The following is a 24,490-nucleotide window of genomic DNA, read 5'->3' on the forward strand; positions in this document are numbered from 1 at the left end:
CATGGGGCTCCATCCGAAATATTCGGCCGTGATTCTCAACCTGCTGGTTGCTGTGGCAATCAGCCTGGTGGTCAATTTCTCCTACCTGCTGCTCTATCTGGTCGACCAGCGCGAACTCGGCAAGCCGCAGCCCGGCAAGGCGCGGATTGTCGAGCGGCGCGAGACCGGACGGCTCTCGGTGAGCCCCGACGGACACGGCTATCTGGTCTATGAAAACGGCGACAGCGTCTACGTGCCGCAGACGCGCATCCGGAGGCTCGGGCTCGAAGACGGCGACCGCATCGTCGCCGACCTCTCCGTCCGGGGACGCGAGGGGGGCCATCCCCTCATCTCCGACATCCGCTACCGCAACGGCGTGGAGTTCGACTACAGCGCGCTGTTCAACCGGCCGTCGCGGACGGTCGAGATGCTGCTCCAGCTGCTCTACTACCTGGTCGTGTCGTTCATCCTGCTCTCGATTCTCACCTCGGCCCGTCACCGCTACACCTCGCGCGGCTTTGTCAAACGCTCGCTCTGGTGCCTCGTGGCGGCGGTGCTGCTCTACCTGATTGCCCCCGTCACGCAATGGCATACGGGGCGCATCATGTTCAACTTCATGAGCGGGCGGATGCTCGACTACCTGCTGCTGCTCAAGTGTTCGTTCGCCGTGGTGGTCTCGGTGCTCTACGGCCGCATCTACGTGCTCATCTCGCAGCGGCAGGCCGTCGTGCTGGAGAACGAACGGCTGAAGAACGAGAATCTGACGACGCGCTACAACATGCTCGTTGGTCAAATCAACCCCCACTTCTTTTTCAACTCGCTCAACTCGCTGGCCATGCTCGTGCGCGAACGCGACGGAGAGAAGGCGCTGACCTACATCGACCAGCTCTCCTATACGTTCCGCTACATCATTCAGAACGGTCAGAGCACGCTCGTGCCGCTGAGCGAGGAGCTGCGGTTTGCCGAGGCATACGGCTATCTGTTCAAAATCCGCTATGCCGACAAGCTCTTCTTCGATGTCGACGTGGCCGACGAGTACCGCTCGTGGCTGCTGCCGGCCCTCTCGCTGCAGCCGCTCATCGGCAATGCCGTCAAGCACAACGCCATCACGCGCAACCGACCCTTCCACATCTCCATCCGCACCGAAGGGAGCGTGCTGGTGGTGTCGAATCCCCGCATCCCGAAGCTCGAGCAGGAGCCCTCGACGGGCATCGGTCTGCGCAACCTGCGCAGCCGCTGGATGCTCATCACGGGGAGCGACATCGAAATCATCGAGACCGAAGCGGAGTTCACCGTGCGTCTGCCGCTCCGCAAAAACGAGACAAAGGCATGAAAACACTCATCATCGAAGACGAAACCGCCGCGGCACGCAATCTGGAGGCGATTCTTGCCGACATCGAGCCCGACGCCGAGGTGCTGGGTGTGCTGGAGAGCGTGAGCGAGAGCGTCGAGTGGCTGCGCACGCATCCGTCGCCCGACCTGCTCTTCATGGACATCCACCTGGCCGACGGCGACTCGTTCCGGATTTTCGAGGCGGTCGAGGTGACCGCTCCGGTGGTCTTCACTACGGCCTACGACCGCTATGCGCTCGAGGCCTTCAAGGTCAACAGCATCGACTACCTGCTCAAGCCGCTCAACGAGCGGGACGTCCGCCGGGCGCTCGACAAGCTGCGCCGGCTGACGGGCGACGAGCGCCGCGCCTACGGCTCGCGTGTGCAGCGGATGGCTGACCAGCGGCGCGAGGATGTCTTCCTGGTTCATGTCCGCGACCGCATCATCCCGCTGCGTCGCGAGGAGATAGCCTTCTGCTACACCTCCAACGAGCGGGTCACGGCCCATACGTTTGGCGGCGAGGTCTACACGCTCGACAGGACGCTCGAGGCGTTGCAGGCGCAGTTGCCCGGCGACGACTTCTTCCGGGCCAATCGCCAGTTCATCGTGGCACGCCGCGCCGTGAAGGACATCGTCGTCTGGTTCGGCAGCCGGCTGGCGCTCAACCTGCAGGTGGAGACCCCCGAGCGAATCATCATCTCGAAGGCCCGCGTGCCCGAATTCAAGGCGTGGCTCACGTCGGCTCACCCCGCCGGGTAGTCGTTTTGCCGGCGCAAAAAGGCGTTTGACCAGCTGCCCTGCCCTCAATCTTTCACTCTGGCCCTACCTTTGCACTGTGACGAACACGGAAACAGTAACCGGCCGCACGGCGGCCCCAAAAAATAAAGGAACCATGAAAAAGAGATTATTTGCAGCCCTCGCAGCAGTTTGCATGCTGGCCGGCACGAGCGCATTCGCGCAGCAGACCGAAGCTCCCCGCACCAAGGCCAAGCAGCGCCCCACTCCCGAGCAGATGGCTCAGCGCATGAGTGACCGCATGGCCCAGCGCTACGAGCTGACCGATGCCCAGAAGCAGCAGGTCTACGACCTGAGCCTGCAGCAGGTGCAGAGCATGCAGGAGCACCGCCGTCAGATGGTGGCCGAGCGCAAGGCCGCCGACGAGAAGATGAAGGGCATCCTCACCGAGAAGCAGTACAAGCAGTGGAAGGAGGACCAGGCCAAGATGATGCGTACGGCCAAGCACGACCGCGGTGCGAAGCATGCCGGGAAGCATCATGGCGACAAAAAGTAGCTCTTCGGAGGAAAATCCTCGTCGATGACGCCTTCTGCGTCGTACGAAAAGAGGTGTCGGCAGTCGGCTGACACCTCTTTTTTGTCGTTTCACCCCCGCGGGATGGGAAATCCGAAATAAAAGCGTTAATTTCGCATGCGATACGTGCAAACGACGCAAAATAGAAATACTCGAACCTCTACACACAAACATGAAAAGAATCATACTGACCTTACTGTCGAGCCTCCTTGCGGTTGCGGCCTTTGCCCAGAAGGGAAGCGTCACGGCGACGATTGTCGATGCCGAGACGGGTGAAACCATCCCGGGCGCCGTGCTGCAGGTCTCTCCGACGAAGTCTCCCGATACGAAGAGCTTTTTTACATCGGGCTACAAGGGTGCGGTGACCATTCCGGGACTCTCCTACGGGGAGTACAGTGTCGAAGTCTCCTTCCTGGGTTATAATAACGAAACGCGTACGTTCACCGTCTCGTCGGCGCGCCAGAGTCTGGGCGAAATCGCGCTGAAGGCCGGTGTGCAGATTGCCACGGTGGTCAAGGAGGCGAAGGCGCTCCGGACCTCGCAACGGGGCGATACGCTGAGCTACAACGCCAGCGCCTTCAAGGTCGCGACCGATGCCGACGTCGAGGGTCTGCTCAAGAAGATGCCCGGGATCACGATTACCGACGGCGCGGTCGAGGCCCAGGGCGAGGAGGTGCAGAAAATCTTCGTCGACGGCAAGGAGTTTTTCGGCGAGGATGTCACGACGGCCATCAAGTCGCTGCCGGCCGAGGCCGTGAAGAGCATCGAGGTCTTCGACAAGCTGAGCGATGCGGCCGAATTCTCGGGCATGGACGACGGCGAGGGCTACAAGGCCATCAACATCGTGACGCACGAGAACATGCGTCAGGGCCAGTTCGGCAAGTTCTACGGCGGCTATGGATATGAACCCGACGCCCAGACCGGCACCTCGCACAAGTACATCATCGGCGGCAACGCCAACATCTTCAGCGGCGACAGCCGTGTCTCCGTCATCGGCCTGTTCAACAACGTCAACCAGCAGAACTTCTCGTTCGAGGATATCCTCGGCGTCTCGGGTTCGACGGGCGGCGGCGGTCCCCGTCGGGGCGTGGGCCAGTACATGGTGCGCCCTCAACCGGGTGTCGCGCGGGTTAATGCCATCGGCGTGAACTACTCCGACACGTGGGGCAAGCGCGACCAGGTCTCGTTCCAGGGCAGCTACTTCTTCAACAACACCCGCACCATCAACCATGCGACGACCGACAAGTGGTACGAGGCTCCCATGCCGCTCGATACCCTCGCGACGCGCGGCTACTCCAACACGCTGGGCAACAACCACCGCTTCAACGCCCGCATCGAGTGGAAAATCTCGGAGAACCAGAACCTGATGATTCGTCCGGGCTTCAGCTACCAGGCCAATGACCCCTACAGCTGGACGCGCGGCTGGCAGTACGGTGCTCCGGCCGACGGCGGCAGCGGATACAGCTATACGAACAACCTCGAGGATGCGACGCGTCAGGGCTACAATGCCCGCCTGTCGGCCGTCTACCGGGCCAAACTGGGCAAGGCGGGCCGTACGATTACGCTCGACGGCAGCGCCAACTATTCGAGCCGTACGGACGATGCGGACTCCTATTCGAACGTGCTGCCCACCAGCGACATCCGTCCCGAGGTGGACCCCGAAACCGGGGAGTGGAATCCCGACGACTACATGCGTCTGCGCTATCTGCGCGACGAAGCCCCTTCGAGCAGCTACCGCCTGCGTGCGAACTTCACCTATACGGAGCCCATCTCCAAAATTTCGCAGCTGAGCCTCCAGTACCGCTTCAAGTACGACTTCCAGGAGCGCGACAAACGCTCCTATGCGGGCTATACGCCGGGAGAACTCGAGTTTGACAGCGACCTTTCGAACTCCTACGAGAGCGGTTACCAGACCCATGCCGTCGGCCCGGGCTTCCGTCTGGCCAAGGAGCGCAACACGCTGGTGGCCAACGTCTACTACCAGCGTTCGATGCTCGACGGACAGGTGATTCACGGGCAGAGCGACAAAATCAGCCACGGGTACGACAACGTGACCTACTTCCTGATGGGTCAGTTCAACTTCAACCGCGAGAACTCGCTGCGCATGTTCATCTCCTCCTATACGGACAACCCCCGGATTACCTCGCTGCAGAACGTGCCCGACGTGACGGATGCGCAGAACATCACCAACGGTAACCCCGACCTCAATCCGTCGTACAACCACCGCATCCGGCTTCACTACGTCAATTCGAACGTGACGAAGGGGCGCACCTTCATGTGGATGTTCATGATGAACGCCACGCAGGACTACAACGCCACGCACATGGTCGCCTCGCCGGGTACCATCACCCTCAACGGCCAGAGCTATACGCCCAACTACTACTCGCGTCCGGTCAACATGGACGGCTACTGGAACCTGCGCACCCACCTGAGCTACGGCTTCCCCATCGGTTTCCTGAAGAGCAACTTCAACGTGATGGCGGGTCTGACCTATACGCTCACGCCGAGCATGCTGGGCGGCGTGGTGCAGAACGACGGCTCGATTACGGGCGGTTCGCGCAACGATACGAGCACCATAGGCTACGACTTCAACGCCGTGCTGGGCAGCAACATTTCGGAGAACGTCGACTTCACGCTCGGTTGGAACGGAACCTATTCCGAGGCGACCAACTCGCTGGTTGAGGGGGGCTCGAAGAACCGCTACTTCAACCACTCGGCCATGGGCAACATGAAGTTTGTCCTGCCGCTCGGCTTCACCTTCACGGCAGCGGTCTCCTATACGCAGTACCTCGGTTTCACGAACGACTACAACGACTCGTTCCTGCTCTGCAACGCCTACATCGGCAAGAAGGTCTTCCGCAACCAGCGCGGCGAGATAAGCTTCGGTGTGAACGACATCTTCAACCAGAACAAGGCCTTCGTCCGTACGGTGGGCTCGGGCTGGACGCAGAACGCCACCAACAGCGTCATCGGGCGCTACTTCATGGTGCAGTTCACCTACAACCTGCGTCGCTTCGGCAAGAAGGGCTCGCGCAACATCCAGGATTACGAGGGTGTCGAGCAGCCGCGCCGCCGCGGTCCGGGCATGATGCCCCCTTCCCCGCCGGGATTCCATTGACGGCCGGGGCGCGCACCTGAAAAGAACGGGCGGGAAAGGTTTGTGAACCTTTCCCGCCCGTCGTTTGTTGTCCGTGGGGCGGTTACTCGCCGAGCGTGCGGCGCGTGTCCTCCATGAACCGCTCGTATTGCGCCCGGACGGCGGGTGCCATCGGGAGCGTGTCGCCCACCTCGGGCGGCACAATCCGGTAGCCGGGGTGCAGCACCCAGACGGGAACGGGCCTTGCCGTGTAGCTCATGCGGCCCGAGGGGCGGCGCGTTGCCGTCACCTCGGCCATCAGCCCGCCGTCGGAGTAGCGCCAGCGCTGGTTCGAGACGAAGTTGCCCAGCGAGTAGAAGACGGCGTGGAGCGAATCGGCCCGGAAGGGCTGCACCACGTGGGGGTGGCTCCCGATGATGATGTTGGCGCCGTGGCGGCGCAGCAGGTCGGCCAGGTGGCGCTGCGAGCCGTTCTCGCGCCGTTCGTACTCCACGCCCCAGTGGATGCAGACAATCGTGCAGTCGACCGAGTCGCGGCGCACGCGTTCGAGGTCGCGCACCATGAGGACCGAGTCGATGCGGTTGACGATAACCCCCTTGGGAACGGGATTCCCGTTGGTCGAATAGGTGTAGTTGAGCAGGGCGAAGCGGATGCCGCGCCGCTCGAAGAGGAGCGGGTTGCGCGCCACGAAGTCGATGCTGTCGGCGAAGACCCCCGTATGGCGGATGCCGCAGCGCTCCAGCTCGCGGGCCGTACGGCGGATGCCCCTTTCACCGGCGTCGCAGCAGTGGTTGTTGGCCAGCACGGCCATGTCGACCCCCGCGTCGCGCAGCGCATCGGCCATCGAGGCCGGCGTGCGGAAGCAGGGATAGCCCGAGAAGGGGGGGTCGGGAGAGAGCGTCGTCTCGAGGTTGACAATCACGGCGTCGGCCTCGGCGAAGCGGGGCTTGAGGTAGGAGAAGACGGGACGGAAGTCGTATTGTCCGTCGGCCGTGCGGGCGGCGGTGAGCTGCGGCGTGTGGGCCATCACGTCGCCGGCAAAGAGCAGACGCACGCGGACGGGACGGGCCTCGGACAATGCCGCCGCGTCGGCCTCCGCTCCGTTCTGAGTCGGCGTTGCGCATCCGGCCAGCACCGCCGTGCAGCAGAGTGCGGCTGTCCAGTGGCGGAGCCCCGCAAGGCGCCGCACGCGGGGATGCATCCGGATGTCGGTCGCAGTCCGGGTGCTGTTGTCCCGGGCCGGGTGCGGCGCTTCGGTATGGCGCGTCCCGGTCTGTTGCCGTGCAGCGAGGCGCGGCCTTGCGGTCGGAAAAATATGCAGCGGGTGTTTCATGGATGAGGGTCAGAAGTTGTATTGGACCTGCAGGCTTACCCGGTTGGCCGCCCCTGCGGCTCCGTCCATGTTCCGGCGTGTGCCGTGGAGGTATTCGGCGGCAACGCGGCAGAGCGGCGTCAGCGTGCAGAAGATGTTGCAGAAGATGTACTGCCCCTGCCGGTATCGGTCGGCCGGGAGGGGGCCGTTCTCATGCTCGACGCGGACGGTCGAGTAGCCGCCCGTGACGGCGAGGCGCTTCGAAAGGTCGGCCTGCAGGGCTGCCTGTCCGCCCCACATGGGGATGGTCCGCATGCGGTCGGGATTTGAGGGGGCGGGGGCGAAGTCGAGCCCCGAACCAATCAGGTCGAGGATGTAGGGGGTGATGCCGCGGCCGTAGACGCCGTTGAAGAAGAGGCGCAGGGGGCGTCCCATGCGGATGGTGCCGCTCAGCTGGGCGCCCCACCCCGGCAGCGAGGTGTTGCGGCCCGTGCGCAGGTTGTGCAGGTAGAGGTTGCGGACGATGCCCGTGGCGCGGATGTGGCTGCTGCGGTCCGGGCCCCAGGCATAGAGCAGGTAGAACGGGAAGTCGGGCATGCGCTGTGGAATCGGGGCGAAGATGTCGTTGTAGGTGCCGCTCACCCGCGGAAGTTCGCACGCCAGGCCGAAGCGCATGTGGTTGCGGGCGAAGTCGACCTCGTAGCGGAGCACCGTCGCGAAGTCGAAGTTGTAGGCGTTGGGGCACTGGAAGTCGATGGTCGTCGGGGCGGCCTGCAGGTCGCAGAAGGTCGTCACGTCGCGTCCCAGCGTGAAGCCCAGTGCCGAGACGTGGGCCGTGCGGATGCGGGGCGTGTAGCTGCCCGGCGCGCCGCCGCGGAAGTCGGCGTCGATGGTAATCGTCACGGGGCCCAGCTTCGGGGAGCGTGCCACGGCCTTCATGATGATGTGCGACGTGGAGGCATCCATCGAGATTTTCTGGCGGGTGGCGTAGTTGCCCGGAACGGGGATTTCATAGGGAATGAAGTCGATACTGTTGACCACGCCCTTGAAGTCGTAGCTGCCGCGCACGATGAGCGAACCGCCGAACGAAAAGGTGAAGCGTTGGTTGGGCGACGTATAGCTCACGAGGGCCTTTTCGGCCTGCTGGAATCCGGCATGCTGCGTCTCCGTATAGTCGGCAAGGGGCTCCTCGGCCGGCGGAGCTGTCCAGTGTAGCTGTGTTGTATCCGTTCGGCCGGGCGGCATATCCCGTACGGCGGAAGTCTCCTCCGCATGCGGCATTTCACCCATGGAGGGCCGCTCCGGCGACGGAGGAGCTCCGTAGCCGGTCAGCACCGCTGCACAGCAGAGTGCCGAGGTCCACATGCGGAGTCTCATGAGCGTCGGCGTTTCGGGTTTTCGGGAAACCAGCCGCGGGCAACCCGCTTGCGCTGCTCGAACAGCTCGCCGATGCTCCAGAGCGAGGAGGCGCCCCAGACGGCCAGCAGCGTCGACCAGAGGATGTGGCGGATGGCGATGGAGGCGGCAATGGCGGCGAGGCCCATCACGAGGAAGACCCACCAGCAGCGCGTGCCGAAGTGGTATTCGCCCTTGATGACCAGCGGATGGAAGAGTCCGATGATGAGGAAGGTCGCGATGCCGATGACGAGCCCCGTGAGGTTGTAGTGCGAAAGAAATTCCATAGGCTGAAACGGACGCACCGTATGGGGCGCGCTGTGTCAAAGATACGATAAAACCCCGAACCGAACAAGCAAAGCGGCGGAGAACTCCCGCAGGAGTCTCCGCCGCACGGTTCCGCAGTCGGACGGAACCTTAGAAGTTGTACTGTACCAGCAGGTTCATCCGGTTGGCCGTTCCTTCGATGCCGTCCATGTTCTCGCGCGAACCGCGGAGGTATTCGGCAGCGATGCGGCAGCGCGGCGTCAGTGCGTAGAAGATGTTGCCGAAGATGTACTGTCCCTGACGGTACTCGTTGGCCGAGATGTAGCCGTTCTCCTTCTCGACGTGGACGGTCGAGTAGCCGCCCGTGACGAAGAGTCGCTTCGAGAGGTTAATCTGCAGCGCGGCCTGCCAGCCCCACATGGGCATTGTCTGCATCTTGGCGGGGTTCTCGGGGTCGGGTGCAAAGTCGAGGCCCGAGCCGGTCAGGTCCTGTATGTAGGGGGTGATGCCCTCGCCGTAGACGCCGTTGAAGAAGAGGCGGAACGGACGGCCCATGCGGATGGTACCGCTCAGCTGGGCGCCCCAGCCCAGACGCGAGGTGTTGTTGCCCGTGCGCAGGTTGTGCATGTAGAGGTTGCGGATGACGCCCGTGGCACGGATGTGGCTGCTGCGGTCGGCGCCCCAGGCGTACTGCAGGTACATCGGGAAGTCGGGCATGCGCTGCGGAATCGGGGCGAAGTAGTCGTTGTAGGTGCCGCTCACGTTCGGAAGCTCGCACGCCACGCCGAAGCGCATGTGGTCGCGGGCGAAGTCAACCTCGTAGCGGGCCACCGTGGCGAAGTTGAAGTTGTAGGCGTTGGGACCCTGAAAGTCGATGGTCGTCGGGGCGGCCTGCAGGTCGCAGAAGGTCGTCACGTCGCGGCCCAGCGTGAAGCCCAGCGCCGAAACGTAGGCCGAACGCAGACGGGGCGTGTAGCTGCCCGGCGCGCCGCCGCGGAAGTCGGCGTCGATGAAGATGACCACGCGTCCGAGGGCTCCCGAATGGGCGATGGCCTTCATGAAGAGGCGCGACGTGGAGGCGTCCATCGAGATTTTCTGGCGGGTGTCGTAGTTGCCCGGAACGGGGATGTCGTAGGGTACGAAGTCGGTGTTGTCGACCACACCCTTGAAGTCATAGCTGCCGCGTAGGGCAATCGAGCCGCCGAGCGAGAAGGAGAAGCGGTTGTTGCGCGTCGTGAAGACGAACTGCGGCTTCTCGGCCTGCTGGAATCCGGTGCGGTGGGTCTCCATGTAGTCGTTGATGGCGTTGTCGACGGCCGCCTGGTTCATGGCCGCGAGCCTCTGCGCCGCGCCGCAGCACTCGTAGACGGTGTCCACCTCGCGTGCCGAGACCAGATAGACCGTCGGTGCGTACTTCTCGCTGCGGGCATTGCCGCGGTAGCGTTGCGCCGTCGCAGAGGTTGCGAGCAGCAAGGTTGCAATCAAAAGTTGGAAAGTTTTTTTCATAAGCCGAATAGATTAAAAAAGATGTTTACTTGTTCAACATGGCTGTTTCGGAGTGCAATCCGTTCATTTACCGCGGAATCAAGCAAGGAGTATGCCAAAAGCCGCCGAAAGACGCTGCGATGGCCCCTGTCCGGGTGCTGGCCGACGCAGGGGGCGTTGGAGCGTAATCGGAGTATAATCGGAACGGAATCGGGAGCGGGGCGGAAAACCGGGCCGCGCATTTGTGCCGGCCCGCTCCTTTTCGTATCTTTGCAGCGTATCGTCCTCCGAACCCGACGGAGGCTGCAATCTTTATAAATAGGTATGCTGATAACCGTAACCTTTCTGCTGACGCTCGGCACGATTGCCGCCGATATCTTCGTGTGGCTCCGGCGTGTGCGGCGCAGCGGCTCCGCCCTGCGCCGGCGGCTCTTTGCCGCGTGGTGCATCCTTTCAGACCTGCTTCCCTTTGCCATTGCCGTCGTCAACTGGACGAGCAGCGACAATACCACCCCGGTGATGTCCTTTTCGATGTGGTGCTTCTGGCTCTACCTGCTGCTGGTGCTGCCGCGTCTGCTCTACTACGTATTCCGCCTCTGCCGGCTGCCCCGCGTGGGTGCGGTTGCGGGCGTGGCGCTTGCGGCAGCACTCGTATGGGGCGCCACCTACGGACGCACCAAGCTGGTCGTCAACCGGGTGACGGTGCGGTCGGAGCGGCTGCCGGCATCGTTCGACGGCTTCCGCGTGGCGCAGTTCTCCGACGTGCATGTGGGGTCGATGGTGCATCCCGAACGGGAACTACGCCGATTGGTGGCGGCACTCAACGCCCTGCAGCCCGATGTGGTGCTCTTCTGCGGCGATTTGGTCAACATCCGCTTCTCGGAGCTGACCGACAGCGTGCGGAGAATCCTCTCCGGGCTGAAGGCCCCCTGCGGCGTCTACTCCGTCACGGGCAACCACGACGTGGGGGTCTACATCCGCGACACGCTCTCGCTGCCGGCGGCCGAGAATCTGCGCCGTCTGGTGGCGGCCCAGCGCTCCATGGGCTGGCACGTGCTCGAGGATACGACGGCCTACCTCGTCCGCGGAGGGGACAGCATCGCCCTGACGGGCATCTCGTTCGACAGGGAGTTGCAGGAGTTCCGCCACTCGTTCCACCTCCCGACGCTCGACCTCTCGGATGCCTACCGCGGCGTTCCCGATTCGCTCTTCGACATCACGCTGAGCCATCTGCCCCAGCTCTGGCCCAACATCACGGCGCTCGGCCGCGGCGATTTGACCCTCTCGGGCCATGTCCACAGCATGCAGCTCCAGCTGCACCTCTTCGGCCGCCGCTATTCGCCCGCGCAGTGGCTCTACGACCGCTGGAGCGGCCGCTACGACTGCCCGGGCAGCACGCTCTACATCAACGACGGCATCGGCTATGTCGGGTACCCGATGCGTCTGGGTGCCTATCCCGAAATCACCCTCTTCACCCTCACGCGATGAACATCTACGCATCTGCTGCCGTCACGGCCGACGGCTATATGGACGACGCCTCGCCAGAGCGTCTCATCATCTCGACGCCGGAGGACTTCATGGAGGTGCAGCGCCTCCGTGCCGCCTGCGACGCCATTCTGGTCGGCGCCGAGACCCTGCGCCGCGACAACCCGTCGCTGCTCGTGCGCGACGAGTCGCTGCGCGCCCGGCGCCGCGCCGAGGGCCGTCCGGAGGATATCGACAAGGTGACCTTCACCGCCTCGGGGCGGTTAGACCCCTCGATGAACTTCTTCACGCAGGGCGCCGGCCGCAAGTTCGTCTTCTCCACGCGGCCGCTGCCCCAACTGGCCGGGGTGGCCGAGGTCGTCGTCCCGGAGGAGCCGCTCACGGCGCAGCTGCTCGTCACCGAGCTTGAGAAGCGCGGCATCGAGCGGCTCCTTGTCGAGGGCGGTCCCCGCACGCTGCGCCTCTTCGCCCGTGCGGGGCTGATTGACACGCTGCGGCTGGCTGTCAACCGCAGCATGCGGCTCGGCGTGGAGGCCGACGCGCCCCGTCTCTGCTTCGACGAGGGGTATCTCGACGTGCCGCACACCGATGCGATGCTGGACGACCGGATGGAAATCCGGACGTGGCGGTTCCATCCCAACACGCGCGAGGAGGACCTCTGCCTGCTGCGCCGGGCCATCGAGCTGAGCCTCCAGTCGCCCCCCAGTCCCACCTCGTACCGGGTCGGGGCCGTGGTCCGCACCGCGCGGGGCGAACTCTTCACGGGTTATACCCACGAAACATCGCCGACGCACCACGCCGAGCAGGAGGCTGTCGCCAAGGCGCTGGCGGCGGGCGCCGAACTGCGCGGGGCGGCCATGTACTCTTCGATGGAGCCCTGCTCGCGCCGCAGCAGCGAGCCCGAGAGCTGCTCGGCCATGATGCTGCGGCTGGGCTTTGCGCGGGCGGTCTTCGCCCTCTACGAGCCCGACCGCTTCGTCTGCTGCCGCGGCGCGCTCAATCTGCGCGAAGGGGGTGTCGACGTGCGCGCCTACCCTTCGCTTGGCGGCGAGGTGCTTGCTGTCAATGCCCATCTTTTCCATTGAATGTCGCGGCCGGTCCCCGAGGGTTGGAAAAACGGGCCTCTTTATGCACCCTTTATACCTAATATTGGTCTAAATAACCTCTTTGGCGGACAACTTTGCGGAAATACGTTTATATTTGCCGCAAAAGTTGTTTCGTCATGAAAATCGCACCCCGGATTTTAGCTGCCGCTCTGCTCCTGTCGGGCCTTTCGGCCTACGGGCAGCAGGCCAAGCAGACGCTTTCGTTCGACGAGGCGCTCGCTGCGGCTCTTCAGAATAACCCGGCGCTCGAGGCGGCCGTCTACGAGGAGAAGGCCGCCATGCAGGAGCGCCGCGCGGCCATCGGTCTGCGCATGCCCCAAATCAACCTCTCGGGCGCCTATGCCTATCTGGGCAAGGACATCGGACTGGACCTCAACGACAAGAAGGGAGCCCTGAAGGGGGCTGCAGAGACCATCCTCGGCAGTGGCGTGGTGCCGCCCGAGATGATACCCACCATCAGCGGACTCATCAACCCCCTGTTCAGTGCCGACTGGAAGCTGACGCTGCAGGACCGCAGCCTGGGATTCATCGGCGGCGAGGTGACCCTCCCGCTCTATCTGGGTGGCAAAATCAATACGGCCAACCGCGCGGCCCGCATCAACGAACAGACGGCCGTCGAGCAGAGCAACCAGACGCGCAACGCGCTGGTTTCGGAGCTCGTCGAGCGCTACTTCGGTCTGACGCTGGCGCGGCAGGTGGTCGAGGTGCGGCAGCAGGTGGTCGACGGCGTAAGGCGCCATCTGGAGGATGCCGAGGCGCTCGAGAAGAGCGGCATGATTGCCCACAGCGAGCTGCTCTACGTGCAGTTCAAGATGACCGAAGCGGAACGCGAATTGCAGAATGCGCGGCTGCAGGCCGAGACGGTTGCCTCGGCGCTCAACAACACGCTGGGCGAGGAGACCGCATGCCAGCCCGTGACCTCGATGTTTATCCTCGACGAACTGGAGGGGGTCGCCTACTACCAGGACCTGGCCCGGAAGTACAGCCCGCTGCTCAACCAGGTGTCGCTCAAGCGGAAGCTGGCCGAGGAGGGGGTGAAGCTCCAGCGTTCGGCCTTCCTGCCGCAGGTGGCGGCCATGGGCGGCGCCATGTTCTACAACTACCAGGTCTCGGGGCTCGTGCCGCGCTGGGCCGTGGGCGTGGGGGTCAACTTCAAGCTCTTCGACGGTCTGAACCGCGAATACAAGTACTCCGCCGCGCGCCATACGGCCCGCCGCGTCGGGGCGCTCGAGCAGAAGGCCGGGCAGGATATCGCCGTGCTGGTCGAGAAGCTCTACAACCAGATGGAGAACTACCGCAACCAGATGGCCTCCATCGACGCCTCGCTGGACTTCGCCTCGGAGTACCTCAAGGTGCAGAACGCCGCCTTCCTGGCCGGAATGGCCTCCTCGTCGGAGCTCATCGACGCCGAACTCAACCTCGCGAAGGTGCGCACCGAGCGGCTGCAGGCTGCCTACAACTACGACCTGATGCTGGCCCGGCTGCTTGAGGCGGCGGGCGTCAGCGACGAGTTCGCGAGCTACATCCGCCGTCCGGATGCCCGTCAGGTGCTCTTCGTCCGTGAAAAATAAAAGCCATACGATATGAAGAAGAATTACGTCATCGGAATCATTGCCGCCGCCGTGGTCATCATCGCCTCGGTGCTGCTCATCAGCTGGTACATCACCCGCAAGACCCCCACGCTGATTCAGGGTACGGTCGAGTGCACCACCTACAAGGCCTCGTCGAAGGTCCCGGGAAGGATTGTCGACATGCTGGTCGAGGAGGGTGACTCGGTGGCCCTCGGACAGCTGCTCTATACCCTCTCGACGCCCGAACTCGACGCCAAGCTGCGTCAGGCCGAGGCGGTCCGCAGTGCCGCTTCGGCAATGGACCAGGCGGCCATTGCCGGTGCGCGCGTGCAGCAGATTGAGGCCGCGATGAACATGTGGCAGAAGGCTCAGGCCGGGCTGGAACTGGCCCGCAAGACCTACGAGCGGGTGAAGGGCCTCTACGAGCAGGGCGTCCTCCCGGCCCAGAAGCTCGACGAGGCGACGGCCAACTTCCACGCCATGGAGGCGACGGCACAGGCCGCCAAGGCGCAGTACGACATGGCGGCCGACGGTGCCCGCAAGGAGGAGAAGGAGGCTGCGGCGGCCCGCGTCCGTCAGGCCGAGGGGGCCGTGAGCGAGGTGGAGTCCTACATCAGCGACGCGATGGTCTATTCGCCCGTTGCGGGCGAGGTCTCGACGATTGTCGCCGAGCAGGGCGAGCTGGTCGGAAGCGGCTACCCCGTGGTGGCGATTCTCGACATGAGCGACATGTGGGTCACCTTCAACATCCGCGAAACGCTGCTGCCCCGCATCCGGATGGGGACGCGCATGCAGGGCTACGTTCCGGCGCTCGACCGCACGCTGACCTTCCGCGTGAGCTACATCGCCCCGCAGGCCGACTTCGCGACCTGGGCAGCAACGCGTACGCAGGGCGGCTTCGACATCCGCACCTTCGCCATCGAGGCCCGTCCCGAGGGGGAGACCTCAGGGCTGCGTCCCGGCATGAGCGTTCTGGTCGACTGGGATAAAATCGAGTAGTCATGCCGTCGCTGCTGCACCATACGGCCGCCGTGCTGCGGCGCGAGCTGGGAAGAATCGCCCGTCAGCCCATGTATGTGGTGCTGATGCTGCTTCTGCCCGTGCTCTCCTTCTCGTTCTTTGCGCTGCTCTTCGAAAAGGGGGTGGCGCACGACATCCCCATCGCCGTATTCGACGAGGACGGAACGACGCTCTCGCGCAAAATCGTCGACATGATTGACGCGACGCCGACGGCGCTGGTGGCCTACGAGGTGCAGGACATGCCGCAGGCCGAGCGGCTCATGCGCGAGGGGCGCATCATGGCCATCGTGCAAGTGCCCGACTTCTTCGAGAAGAACATCCTGAGCAACCGCCAGACCCACGTCGAGGCCTACATCACGGGTACGAACATCACGGTCAACGGCCTGCTCGCACGCGACATCCAGACCGCCGTGACCACCTTCTCGGCCGGCATCCAGCTCCAGCTGCTCACCAAGCAGGGGCTGACCGACCGCCAGGCCATGGCGCAGCTGATGCCCGTACGCTTCAGCAAGCACGTGCTCTTCAACCCCTACACGAACTACGGCTACTACCTCTCGCCGAGCTTCATGCCGATGATGCTGCTCATCTTCGTCATCATGACGACCATCTTCGCCGTGGGCACGGAGCTCAAGCGCGGCACGGCCGGCGAGTGGTTCGTGACGGGCGGAGACTCCGTTGCGGCGTCGGTGGCGGGCAAACTGCTTCCCATCACGGTGGTCATGTTCCTGGTGGCGTTGGCCATGCTGTGCATCATCTTCAAGGTGGTGGGCGTGCCGCTCAACGGCTCGCTGTGGGTCATCCTGCTCGCCACGCTGCTCTTCATCGTCAGCTATCAGGCTATCGGGCTCTTCATCGTCGCGCTGCTGAGCAACCTGCGCCTCTCGCTCTCCATCGGCGGCGGATACTCGGTGCTGGCCTTCACCTTCTCGGGACTGACCTTCCCCGTGATGGCCATGTGGCCGGCGATGCAGTACCTCAGCCGCCTGTTCCCGTTCACCTACTATACCGACATCTTCGTCGACCAGATGCTGCGGGGCGCCCCCGTCGTCTGCTCGCTGCCCGACCTGGGCTACATGTCGCTCTTTATTCTGTTACCGTTCCTCTGCCGCCGGCGTCTGCGCCGCATCTGCACGGAGGAGAAATTCTGGGGGAGACTCTGACATGACGCGCCTTTCACGACAAATACGCTCCTATTGGCACCAGTTGCTCATCGTCATGCGCAACGAGTACCGCACCATCTTTACCGATGCGGGCGTGCTGCTCATTCTGGTGCTGGCCATCTTCATCTATGCGACGCTCTACTCGAGCGCCTATGGTGCGCAGGTGCTGCGCAACGTCCCGATTGGCGTGGTTGACGAGTGCCGCACGCCGACGAGCCGCAGCCTGATTGACCTCTTCAACGCGGGTCCGAACACCTATGTGGCCTACGAACCCACCGACATGGAGGCTGCGCGGCGCCTCTTCTTCGACCGCAAAATTTACGGCATCGTCTACATCCCCTCCGACTACGAGCGGCATCTGCTCGGGGGCGAGCAGGCCAACGTGGCGATATACGTCGATGCCAGCTACTTCCTGATGTACCGCCAGGTCTTCCAGGAGGTGGTCACCTCCATCGGCGCCACGGGGGCGATGGTCGAGTTCCAGCGGCTGGTGGCCAAGGGGGCTAACATCCCGCAGGCGCAGGCCACCACGCAGCCCGTGATTTACGAGTCGCACAACCTCTTCAACCCCTATCTGGGCTACGGCACCTTCGTCATGCCGGCCATCATCATGGTGATTATCCAGCAGACGCTGCTCATCGGCATCGGCATGATTGGCGGCACGTGGCGCGAGTTCGGCCTCTACACGAAGCTCTGCCCCGAGGGGCGCTGCCGGCTCTCGACCCTGCCGGTCGTCATGGGCAAGGGGCTGGTCTACGCCAGCATCTACGCCGTGACGTCGCTCTACATCCTCGGACTGCACTATCGGCTGTTCCACTACCCGATGAACGGTGCGACGGGAACCCTCGTGCTCTTCATGGCAGCCTACCTGGCGGCCTGCATCGCCATGGGCATCGCCGTCTCGACCCTCTTCCGCTACCGCGAAAATTCGCTGCTGCTGTTGCTCTGGACCTCAATCCCCTTCCTCATGCTGAGCGGCGTTTCGTACCCCGCCGAGGCGATTCCCGGGTGGCTGCTCGACTTCGGGCGGATTCTCCCCTCGACGCACGGCGTCAATGGCTTCATCCGCATCCAGAGCATGGGGGCTTCGCTTGCGGAGGTGCTGCCCGAAATCAAGATGCTCTGCATCCTCACGCTGCTCTACGGCGGTCTGGCCTGCATCAGCACCCATCTGGTCATCGGACGCGAATGGCGCATGCAGCAGAAGCGGCGGAGCGATGCCGAAGAGCCCTGTTCGTGCGACGGCAGCGGTAGGTGATGCGGTCCGGCGGAGGGAGGCTGCTTCCGTTCGGAAGGCCGGGACGGGCGCGACGGTCGACTCTCTCCTCTTCGGCTGGCTGGGACGGACGAGGCTGCCTGGCGGTTTAGTTAGATGGTTTAGATGGCTTCCGATAGCTTCGGACCGCACTATAAGTCCGACAAATAACGCTATCGGAAAAAACGATGGAATTTTTGTTGGAAGGATGCGGAATTTGCATACCTTTGCCTCAGACGAAAACCTCATTAAACAATACAACCATGAAAAGCATCAAGGGAACCAAGACCGAGCAGAATCTGCTCAAGGCATTTGCCGGCGAAAGCCAGGCCCGCAACCGCTACGTATTCTTTGCAAGCGTGGCCAAGAAGGAGGGCTACGAACAGATTGCAGGCGTCTTCACTGAGACGGCCGAGCAGGAGAAGGAGCATGCAAAGCGTTTCTTCAAATTCCTCGAGGGCGGCGAGGTGACCATCACCGCCTCCTACCCTGCCGGAAAAATCGGCACCACGCAGGAGAATCTGCTGGCTGCGGCCAAGGGCGAGAACGAGGAGTGGGACGTGCTCTACCCCGAGTTTGCCCGCGTGGCCGACGAGGAGGGCTTCCCCGAAATCGCCACGGCGTTCCGCATGATTGCAACTGTCGAGGCCGAGCATGAGAAGCGCTACCTGAAGCTGCTGAGCCGCCTGACCGACGGCAACTTCTTCAAGCGTGACGGCGAAATCTGGTGGCAGTGCCGCAACTGCGGTTATGTCTGCAAGGCTTCGGAGGCTCCGCAAATCTGCCCCTCCTGCAAGCATCCGCAGGCCTACTTCGAGCCCAAGAAGGAGAACTATTAGTCGGTTTGCCGCCGCGGCCGGGCCGTGACGGATAACCTGCAAACCATTGCCCCGATGCCTCGAGCATCGGGGCGATTTCGTTGTGTTGGACGCGCGGGCGGAGGCGAGCGTGAGCTGTGGCCGGATGGATGGGCAGGAAGGACCGACAGAGAGCGGGCGGCGGACAGAAATTGCAGACGATTTCTACTGCCCGTGCGGCGGTGCGCGGGCGGAGGCATTCGGCGGTGAGAATATGCCGGCGGAAGGGGTTTGCCCGGTGGATTCAGGGCCCCGTCTGGGCGCTCCCATGGCCCGTTTCGTGGGCGGAGCAGAGCGGGCAGGCGCCTCCGAGTGTTAAAATTATCGGCTTCGGCGCGGCGGAGGCGGATTCTCGGCGAAAAATTCGTATCTTTGTCGAATCATGCGAAACAAGTAAAACCCCAAATATGGCAGACGAAAAAATCATCTTCTCGATGGTGGGTGTGAGTAAGACCTTCACCAACCAGAAAAAAGTGCTGAACAACATCTACCTCTCCTTCTTCTACGGAGCCAAAATCGGCATCATCGGTCTGAACGGCGCCGGAAAGTCGACCCTCATGAAGATTATTGCCGGCATCGACAAGAACTTCCAGGGCGAGGTGGTCTTTTCGCCCGGCTATACGGTGGGCTATTTGGAGCAGGAGCCCAAGCTCGACGATACGAAGACCGTCCGCGAGGTGGTCGAAGAGGGGTGCGCCGCCACGGTAGCCCTGCTCAAGGAGTACGAGGATATTAACATGAAGCTCTGCGAGCCGATGGACGACGACGCGATGGCGCGCCTCATCGAGCGCCAGGGCGAGCTCTACGAGCAGATTGACCACGTGAACGGCTGGGAGTTGGACAGCGTGCTCGAGCGTGCGATGGACGCCCTGCGCTGCCCCGACCCCGACCAGTCGGTCAAGGTGCTTTCGGGCGGTGAGCGGCGCCGCGTGGCGCTGTGCCGTCTGCTGCTGCAGCAGCCCGACGTGCTGCTGCTTGACGAGCCGACGAACCACCTCGACGCCGAGTCGATTGACTGGCTCGAGCAGCACCTCCAGCAGTACAAGGGTACGGTCATCGCCGTGACGCACGACCGTTACTTCCTGGACAACGTGGCCGGTTGGATTCTGGAGCTCGACCGCGGCGAGGGCATCCCCTGGAAGGGCAACTACTCGGGCTGGCTTGAGCAGAAGACCAAGCGTCTGGAGATGGAGGAGAAGCAGGAGTCGAAGCGCCGCAAGACGCTCGAACGCGAGCTGGAGTGGGTGCGCATGTCGCCCGCCGGCCGCCACGCCAAGTCGAAGGCCCGACTGTCGGCCTACGACAAGATGCTCAACGAGGATGCCAAGCAGAAGGAGGAGAAGCTCGAAATCTTCATCCCCAACGGTCCGCGTCTGGGCGACGTGGTCATCGAGGCGCACGATGTCTCGAAGGCCTTCGGCGACCGCGTGCTCTACGAGCATCTGAACTTCTCGCTGCCGCCCGCCGGCATCGTCGGCGTCATCGGCCCCAACGGTACGGGCAAGACGACCCTCTTCCGGATGATTATGGGGCTCGAGCAGCCCACGTCGGGAACCTTCCGCGTCGGGCCGACGGTCAAGCTGGCCTACGTAGACCAGCAGCACAAGTCGATTGACCCCGAGAAGACGGTCTACGAGGTCATCTCGCAGAACAGCGACCTCATCACGCTGGGCAACCGCCAGGTCAACGCCCGCGCCTACGTGGCCCGCTTCAACTTCACGGGTGCCGACCAGGAGAAGAAGTGCGGCATGCTCTCGGGCGGTGAGCGCAACCGGCTCCATCTGGCCATCGCCCTCAAGGAGCAGGGCAACGTGCTGCTGCTCGACGAGCCGACGAACGACATCGACGTCAACACGCTCCGCGCGCTGGAGGAGGGCCTCGAGAACTTCGCCGGCTGCGCCGTGGTCATCTCGCACGACCGCTGGTTCCTCGACCGCATCGCTACCCACATCCTCTCGTTCGAGGGCGACTCGAAGGTGGTCTTCTACGAGGGCTCCTACAGCGAGTACGAGGCGTGGAAGCGTGCCCAGGGCGGCGATACGACGCCCCACCGCGTGAAGTACAAGAAACTGATTGAAAACTGACGGAGCGCCTCGCGTTGCCGCGAGCGCCTCTCCGTTTGAACCAGAGACAGAATTCAACAAGATACGGTTATGCAGAAACCTTCGATTCCCAAGGGTACGCGCGACTTCTCCCCCGCGGAGATGATGCGCCGCCAGTATATTTTCGACACCATCCGGGGCGTCTTCCGCCTCTTCGGCTTTGCGCCACTCGAGACGCCCGCCATGGAGAACCTCTCCACGCTGCTGGGCAAGTACGGCGACGAGGGAGACAAGCTCCTCTTCAAGATTCTCAATTCGGGCGACTACGCCGCCGGACTTTCCGACGACGAGGTGCGCCAGGCCTCGCGCATCTGCGAGAAGGGGCTGCGCTACGACCTCACGGTCCCCTTCGCCCGCTACGTCGTGCAGCACCGCGACGAGCTGTCGTTCCCCTTCCGCCGCTACCAGATGCAGCCCGTATGGCGGGCCGACCGTCCGCAGAAGGGTCGCTACCGCGAGTTTTACCAGTGCGACGTCGACGTCATCGGCACCCGCTCGCTGCTGTGCGAGGTGGAGCTGGTCGAGATTGTCGAGCGGGTCTTCCGCGCACTGGGCATCCGTGTGGTGCTCAAGATGAACAACCGCAAGATTCTCTACGGCATTGCCGAGGCCATCGGCCATGCCGACAAGATGATGGACATCACGGTGGCCATCGACAAGCTGGAGAAAATCGGGCTGGAGCAGGTCAAGGCCGAGCTGCTCGAGCGCGGTCTTACGGAGGAGGCCGTGGCACGGCTTCAACCGATTCTCGAGCTGAGCGGAGATAATGCTCAGAAGCTCGCATCGTTGCGCGAGGTGCTCTCGGCATCTGAGACCGGTCTCAAGGGCATCGAGGAGATGGAGACCATCTTCGGCCATGTGGCCAGCCTGGGGCTGGAGCTGCCCGTTGAGCTGGACCTCTCGCTGGCGCGCGGTCTGAACTACTATACGGGGGCCATCTTCGAGGTCAAGGCGCTCGATTTCGCCATCGGCTCGATTTGCGGAGGCGGCCGCTACGACGACCTGACGGGCATCTTCGGCATGCCCAACACCTCGGGTGTCGGCATCTCGTTCGGTGCCGACCGCATCTACGACGTCATGACGGGGCTCAACCTCTTTCCCGAAGGGGTCGGCTGCTCGACGCGCGTGCTCTTCGTCAATCTGGGCGAGGCCGAGCAGGCCGCGTCGCTCGGTCTGCTCCGCACGCTGCGCGATGCGGGCATCGCCGCCGAGATTTACCCCGAGGCTGCCAAGATGAAGAAGCAGATGGAGCATGCCAACCGCCGTGCGATTCCCTACGTGGCGATTGTCGGCAGCGATGAGCTTGCACGCCGCGAGGTGACGCTCAAGGATATGCGCTCGGGCGAGCAGAGCTCGGTGCCCTTCGGTGAACTGGTTTCGCACATCCACTGAAACGCAGGGAACGGATGATGAGCCGCGCGGTCGCATGTCGCTTTGTGCTGCTGTTGCTTGCAGCCTTGTGGGGGCTTGTGTCGTCGGCGCAGGCCCAGGCCCAGGGGGATGCCGTTGTGCAGCAGCAGAAGCTCAACCGGGTCTACCAGCTGCTCGAGCGGCTCTACGTCGATGACGTGGAGATGGCTCCGCTGGTCGAGAGCGCCATTACGGCCATGCTCGAGGAGCTTGACCCCCACTCTGCCTACCTCGGCGCCGAGGAGATGAAGGGGGTGCAGGCGAGCTTCGATGGCGAGTTCAGCGGCATCGGCGTGGAGTTTTCGCTGTTGCGCGATACGATTGTCGTGGCCAACACCATTGCGGGCGGTCCGGCCGAACAGGTCGGCGTGCTGCCCAACGACCGCATCGTCCGCATTGATACGCTCGATGCCGTGGGGATGCGCATGGGCGATGTCCCCCGCTACCTGCGCGGTGAGCGTGGTACGAAGGTCGGAATCGACGTGATGCGCCACGGCGTGGCCGGGCAGCTGCACTTCGTCATCACGCGCGACCGCATTCCGCTCAACACGGTCGATGCCGCCTACATGCCGGCCGAAGGCATCGGCTACATCAAAATCAACCGCTTCGGGCGGACGACCATGACGGAGTTTCTGGAGGCCTTCCACGGCTTCGACCGCTGCGAGGGGCTGATTGTCGACCTGCGCGGCAACGGCGGCGGCCTGCTCGAGCAGGCCATCCTGCTGGCGGAGTTTCTGCTCCCCCGCGGTTCGACGATTGTCTCGACCGAGGGGCGCGCCGTCACTCCGACGAGCTTCGAGGCGCGCGGCGGCGAGAAGTTCCGCGGGAATCTGGTGGTGCTCATCGACGAGTCGTCGGCCTCGGCCAGCGAGATTGTCTCGGGTGCGGTGCAGGACTGGGACCGCGGCGTGATTGTCGGCCGGCCGAGCTTCGGCAAGGGGCTCGTGCAGCGGCAGATTCCGTTGGGTGACGGCTCGACGGTCCGTATCACCATCGCGCGCTACCACACCCCCTCGGGTCGCGTCATCCAGCGCCCCTATGAGAACGGCAAGCGGCGCGAGTACTACCTCGACCATCTGCGGCGCTACGACGACCGGGTGCGCGACTCGCTCGACGCCGGGGCTCCGCTCTATGAGACGCTCCGGAGCCATCGCACGGTGCGGGGCGGCGGAGGCATCACTCCCGACGTGATTGTTGCCGAGGATACGACGGGCGTGACGAACTACTATGCCGAGCTGGTGCGCCGCGGTGTGGTGAACGAATTCGTGCTCTCCAGTCTGGATGCCCGCCGGGCGGAACTTGAACGCCTCTACCCCGATTTCGAGACCTTTGCGGCGCAGTTCGAGCCCGACGAGGCGATGCTCGACGAGCTGGTGACGCTCGGCTGCGGGCGCGGTGTACCCTACGACGATGCTCAATACATTGAATCGAAGTCGTTTATCCGGCTCCACCTCAAGGCGCTCCTCGGACAGCGTCTCTACGGCGTGGGGGCTTTCTACCGCGTGATGAACGAGGGACGGCCTGGAAGTTACTCGCGGGCGCTCGAGATTTTGAGCGATTGGGAGACGCAGGGCCGCTTGTTGCTCGATATCAGAAATTAAGCACTCTTTTTTTTTGCATAGTTGTCGTTTTTGTATACCTTTGTGGGCGAAATCAATCCCTCGTATAAGGTATATAGGTTATGACATCTCAAACCTCGTTTCGCAAAGAGAATGAAGACTTTGGCGAACAAATCATGACGAAGGCCGTGAAGGCGGGTCGTCGTACTTATTTTTTTGATGTGCGTGCCACACGCGGTGACGATTATTTCCTGACCATCACCGAGAGCCGCAAGAAGAGCAATCCCGACGGGACGGTGGTCTTCGACCGCCACAAGATTTTCCTCTACAAGGAGGATTTTGTCAAATTCAGCGACGGTCTTGCCGAAGTGATTGCCTTTATCCGCAAGGCCAAGCCCGAGTTCTTCGAACAGCAGGAGCGCGCCGAAGAAGAGCGGGTAGCGGCAGAGTTGTAACGCGGCGGCGGTTTGTAAATCCTTTGGGACGGGGTGCGTGGCGTACCCGGGAAACGCAGCAGAGAACAGGAGAGCGAGCGTGGAGTGGATGGAGAACGGACGATGAGAGGGAGAAAGAGGATGAAGGGATGATGGAGGAAGAGATGATGAGAGGTGCGAGGTGAAGAAGGAGCGATGAATGGCAGAGAGATGAAGGAGAGAGGGGACGGATGAAGGATGAAGACGGGAGCGTGAGGCGTGAGATGGAGGATAAGCGAGGATGCAGAGAGAGAATGCAGAGAAGAGTGAGGAAAAGCGAGAAGGTGCAGCGAGGAAGAGAGAGTGAGAGGAAGAG

Annotated in this window: 19 protein-coding genes; 15 read left to right on the forward strand and 4 right to left on the reverse strand. The window is 63.1% G+C overall.

Annotation, left to right across the window (positions count from 1 at the left end; all coding sequences use genetic code 11):
* Window position 1: 1 nt before the first annotated feature.
* The 4 genes from B5F90_RS05520 (at window position 2) to B5F90_RS05535 (ending at window position 5,738) form a co-directional block, all read left to right on the forward strand.
* Window positions 2–1,312 carry a histidine kinase gene (locus B5F90_RS05520; RefSeq protein WP_087361806.1) on the forward strand — a complete coding sequence of 437 codons (1,311 nt, stop codon included), beginning with the start codon at window positions 2–4 and terminating at the stop codon, window positions 1,310–1,312.
* Window positions 1,309–2,070, forward strand: a complete 762-nt coding sequence (locus tag B5F90_RS05525) for a LytTR family DNA-binding domain-containing protein (protein WP_087361807.1) — start codon at window positions 1,309–1,311, stop codon at window positions 2,068–2,070. Before B5F90_RS05520 ends, B5F90_RS05525 begins: the two co-directional genes overlap by 4 nt.
* A gap of 133 nt (window positions 2,071–2,203) precedes the next feature.
* Window positions 2,204–2,602, forward strand: coding sequence for a DUF4890 domain-containing protein (locus tag B5F90_RS05530; RefSeq protein ID WP_087361808.1), 399 nt, complete (start codon window positions 2,204–2,206; stop codon window positions 2,600–2,602).
* A 190-nt stretch (window positions 2,603–2,792) separates the two neighbouring features.
* Window positions 2,793–5,738 (forward strand): outer membrane beta-barrel protein, encoded by a 2,946-nt coding sequence (locus tag B5F90_RS05535; RefSeq protein WP_087361809.1) that lies wholly within the window; start codon window positions 2,793–2,795, stop codon window positions 5,736–5,738.
* Between the two features lie 82 nt (window positions 5,739–5,820).
* Here B5F90_RS05535 and B5F90_RS05540 read toward each other — a convergent pair whose 3' ends face one another.
* The 4 genes from B5F90_RS05540 to B5F90_RS05555 form a co-directional block, all read right to left on the reverse strand.
* On the reverse strand, window positions 5,821–6,918 hold the full coding sequence (locus tag B5F90_RS05540) for a CapA family protein (protein WP_204229530.1): 1,098 nt from the start codon (window positions 6,916–6,918) through the stop codon (window positions 5,821–5,823).
* A gap of 141 nt (window positions 6,919–7,059) precedes the next feature.
* Complete coding sequence (locus tag B5F90_RS05545; RefSeq protein ID WP_143256110.1) at window positions 7,060–8,406, reverse strand: DcaP family trimeric outer membrane transporter; 1,347 nt, start codon at window positions 8,404–8,406, stop codon at window positions 7,060–7,062.
* Window positions 8,403–8,711: a DUF4491 family protein gene (locus tag B5F90_RS05550; protein WP_087361811.1), complete on the reverse strand. Its 309-nt coding sequence runs from the start codon at window positions 8,709–8,711 to the stop codon at window positions 8,403–8,405. Before B5F90_RS05550 ends, B5F90_RS05545 begins: the two co-directional genes overlap by 4 nt.
* Before the next feature lie 130 nt (window positions 8,712–8,841).
* Complete coding sequence (locus B5F90_RS05555) at window positions 8,842–10,176, reverse strand: DcaP family trimeric outer membrane transporter (RefSeq protein WP_087361812.1); 1,335 nt, start codon at window positions 10,174–10,176, stop codon at window positions 8,842–8,844.
* A gap of 324 nt (window positions 10,177–10,500) precedes the next feature.
* Between B5F90_RS05555 and B5F90_RS05560 the strand changes: the two genes are divergently transcribed.
* The 11 genes from B5F90_RS05560 to B5F90_RS05610 all read left to right on the forward strand — a co-directional run bounded on the left by B5F90_RS05560 (window position 10,501) and on the right by B5F90_RS05610 (window position 24,156).
* Window positions 10,501–11,664 (forward strand): metallophosphoesterase, encoded by a 1,164-nt coding sequence (locus B5F90_RS05560; protein WP_087361813.1) that lies wholly within the window; start codon window positions 10,501–10,503, stop codon window positions 11,662–11,664.
* Window positions 11,661–12,746 carry a dihydrofolate reductase family protein gene (locus B5F90_RS05565; protein ID WP_087361814.1) on the forward strand — a complete coding sequence of 362 codons (1,086 nt, stop codon included), beginning with the start codon at window positions 11,661–11,663 and terminating at the stop codon, window positions 12,744–12,746. The genes B5F90_RS05560 and B5F90_RS05565 overlap by 4 nt, the downstream gene beginning before the upstream one ends.
* 137 nt (window positions 12,747–12,883) lie before the next feature.
* Entirely contained in the window at window positions 12,884–14,338 is a 1,455-nt protein-coding gene (locus tag B5F90_RS05570; protein WP_087361815.1) for a TolC family protein, read from the forward strand.
* 12 nt (window positions 14,339–14,350) lie between these two features.
* Window positions 14,351–15,337 carry an efflux RND transporter periplasmic adaptor subunit gene (locus B5F90_RS05575; RefSeq protein ID WP_087361816.1) on the forward strand — a complete coding sequence of 329 codons (987 nt, stop codon included), beginning with the start codon at window positions 14,351–14,353 and terminating at the stop codon, window positions 15,335–15,337.
* A 2-nt stretch (window positions 15,338–15,339) separates the two neighbouring features.
* Window positions 15,340–16,518, forward strand: coding sequence for an ABC transporter permease (locus B5F90_RS05580; RefSeq protein WP_087361817.1), 1,179 nt, complete (start codon window positions 15,340–15,342; stop codon window positions 16,516–16,518).
* A gap of 1 nt (window position 16,519) precedes the next feature.
* On the forward strand, window positions 16,520–17,776 hold the full coding sequence (locus tag B5F90_RS05585) for an ABC transporter permease (RefSeq protein WP_087361818.1): 1,257 nt from the start codon (window positions 16,520–16,522) through the stop codon (window positions 17,774–17,776).
* A 260-nt stretch (window positions 17,777–18,036) separates the two neighbouring features.
* Window positions 18,037–18,612, forward strand: coding sequence for a rubrerythrin (rbr, locus tag B5F90_RS05590; protein WP_087361819.1), 576 nt, complete (start codon window positions 18,037–18,039; stop codon window positions 18,610–18,612).
* Window positions 18,613–19,037: 425 nt separating this feature from the next.
* Window positions 19,038–20,714: an energy-dependent translational throttle protein EttA gene (gene ettA / locus B5F90_RS05595; RefSeq protein WP_087361820.1), complete on the forward strand. Its 1,677-nt coding sequence runs from the start codon at window positions 19,038–19,040 to the stop codon at window positions 20,712–20,714.
* Between the two features lie 69 nt (window positions 20,715–20,783).
* Window positions 20,784–22,124, forward strand: coding sequence for a histidine--tRNA ligase (gene hisS / locus B5F90_RS05600; RefSeq protein ID WP_087361821.1), 1,341 nt, complete (start codon window positions 20,784–20,786; stop codon window positions 22,122–22,124).
* Between the two features lie 14 nt (window positions 22,125–22,138).
* On the forward strand, window positions 22,139–23,743 hold the full coding sequence (locus B5F90_RS05605; protein WP_239307749.1) for a S41 family peptidase: 1,605 nt from the start codon (window positions 22,139–22,141) through the stop codon (window positions 23,741–23,743).
* Between the two features lie 80 nt (window positions 23,744–23,823).
* The gene (locus tag B5F90_RS05610) at window positions 23,824–24,156 is read left to right on the forward strand and encodes a DUF3276 family protein (protein WP_087361822.1); all 333 of its coding nucleotides are present in this window, start codon (window positions 23,824–23,826) and stop codon (window positions 24,154–24,156) included.
* The last annotated feature ends 334 nt before the right edge of the window (window positions 24,157–24,490 follow it).

This window comes from Alistipes sp. An31A (assembly GCF_002159425.1).
Lineage (GTDB): Bacteria > Bacteroidota > Bacteroidia > Bacteroidales > Rikenellaceae > Alistipes > Alistipes excrementigallinarum.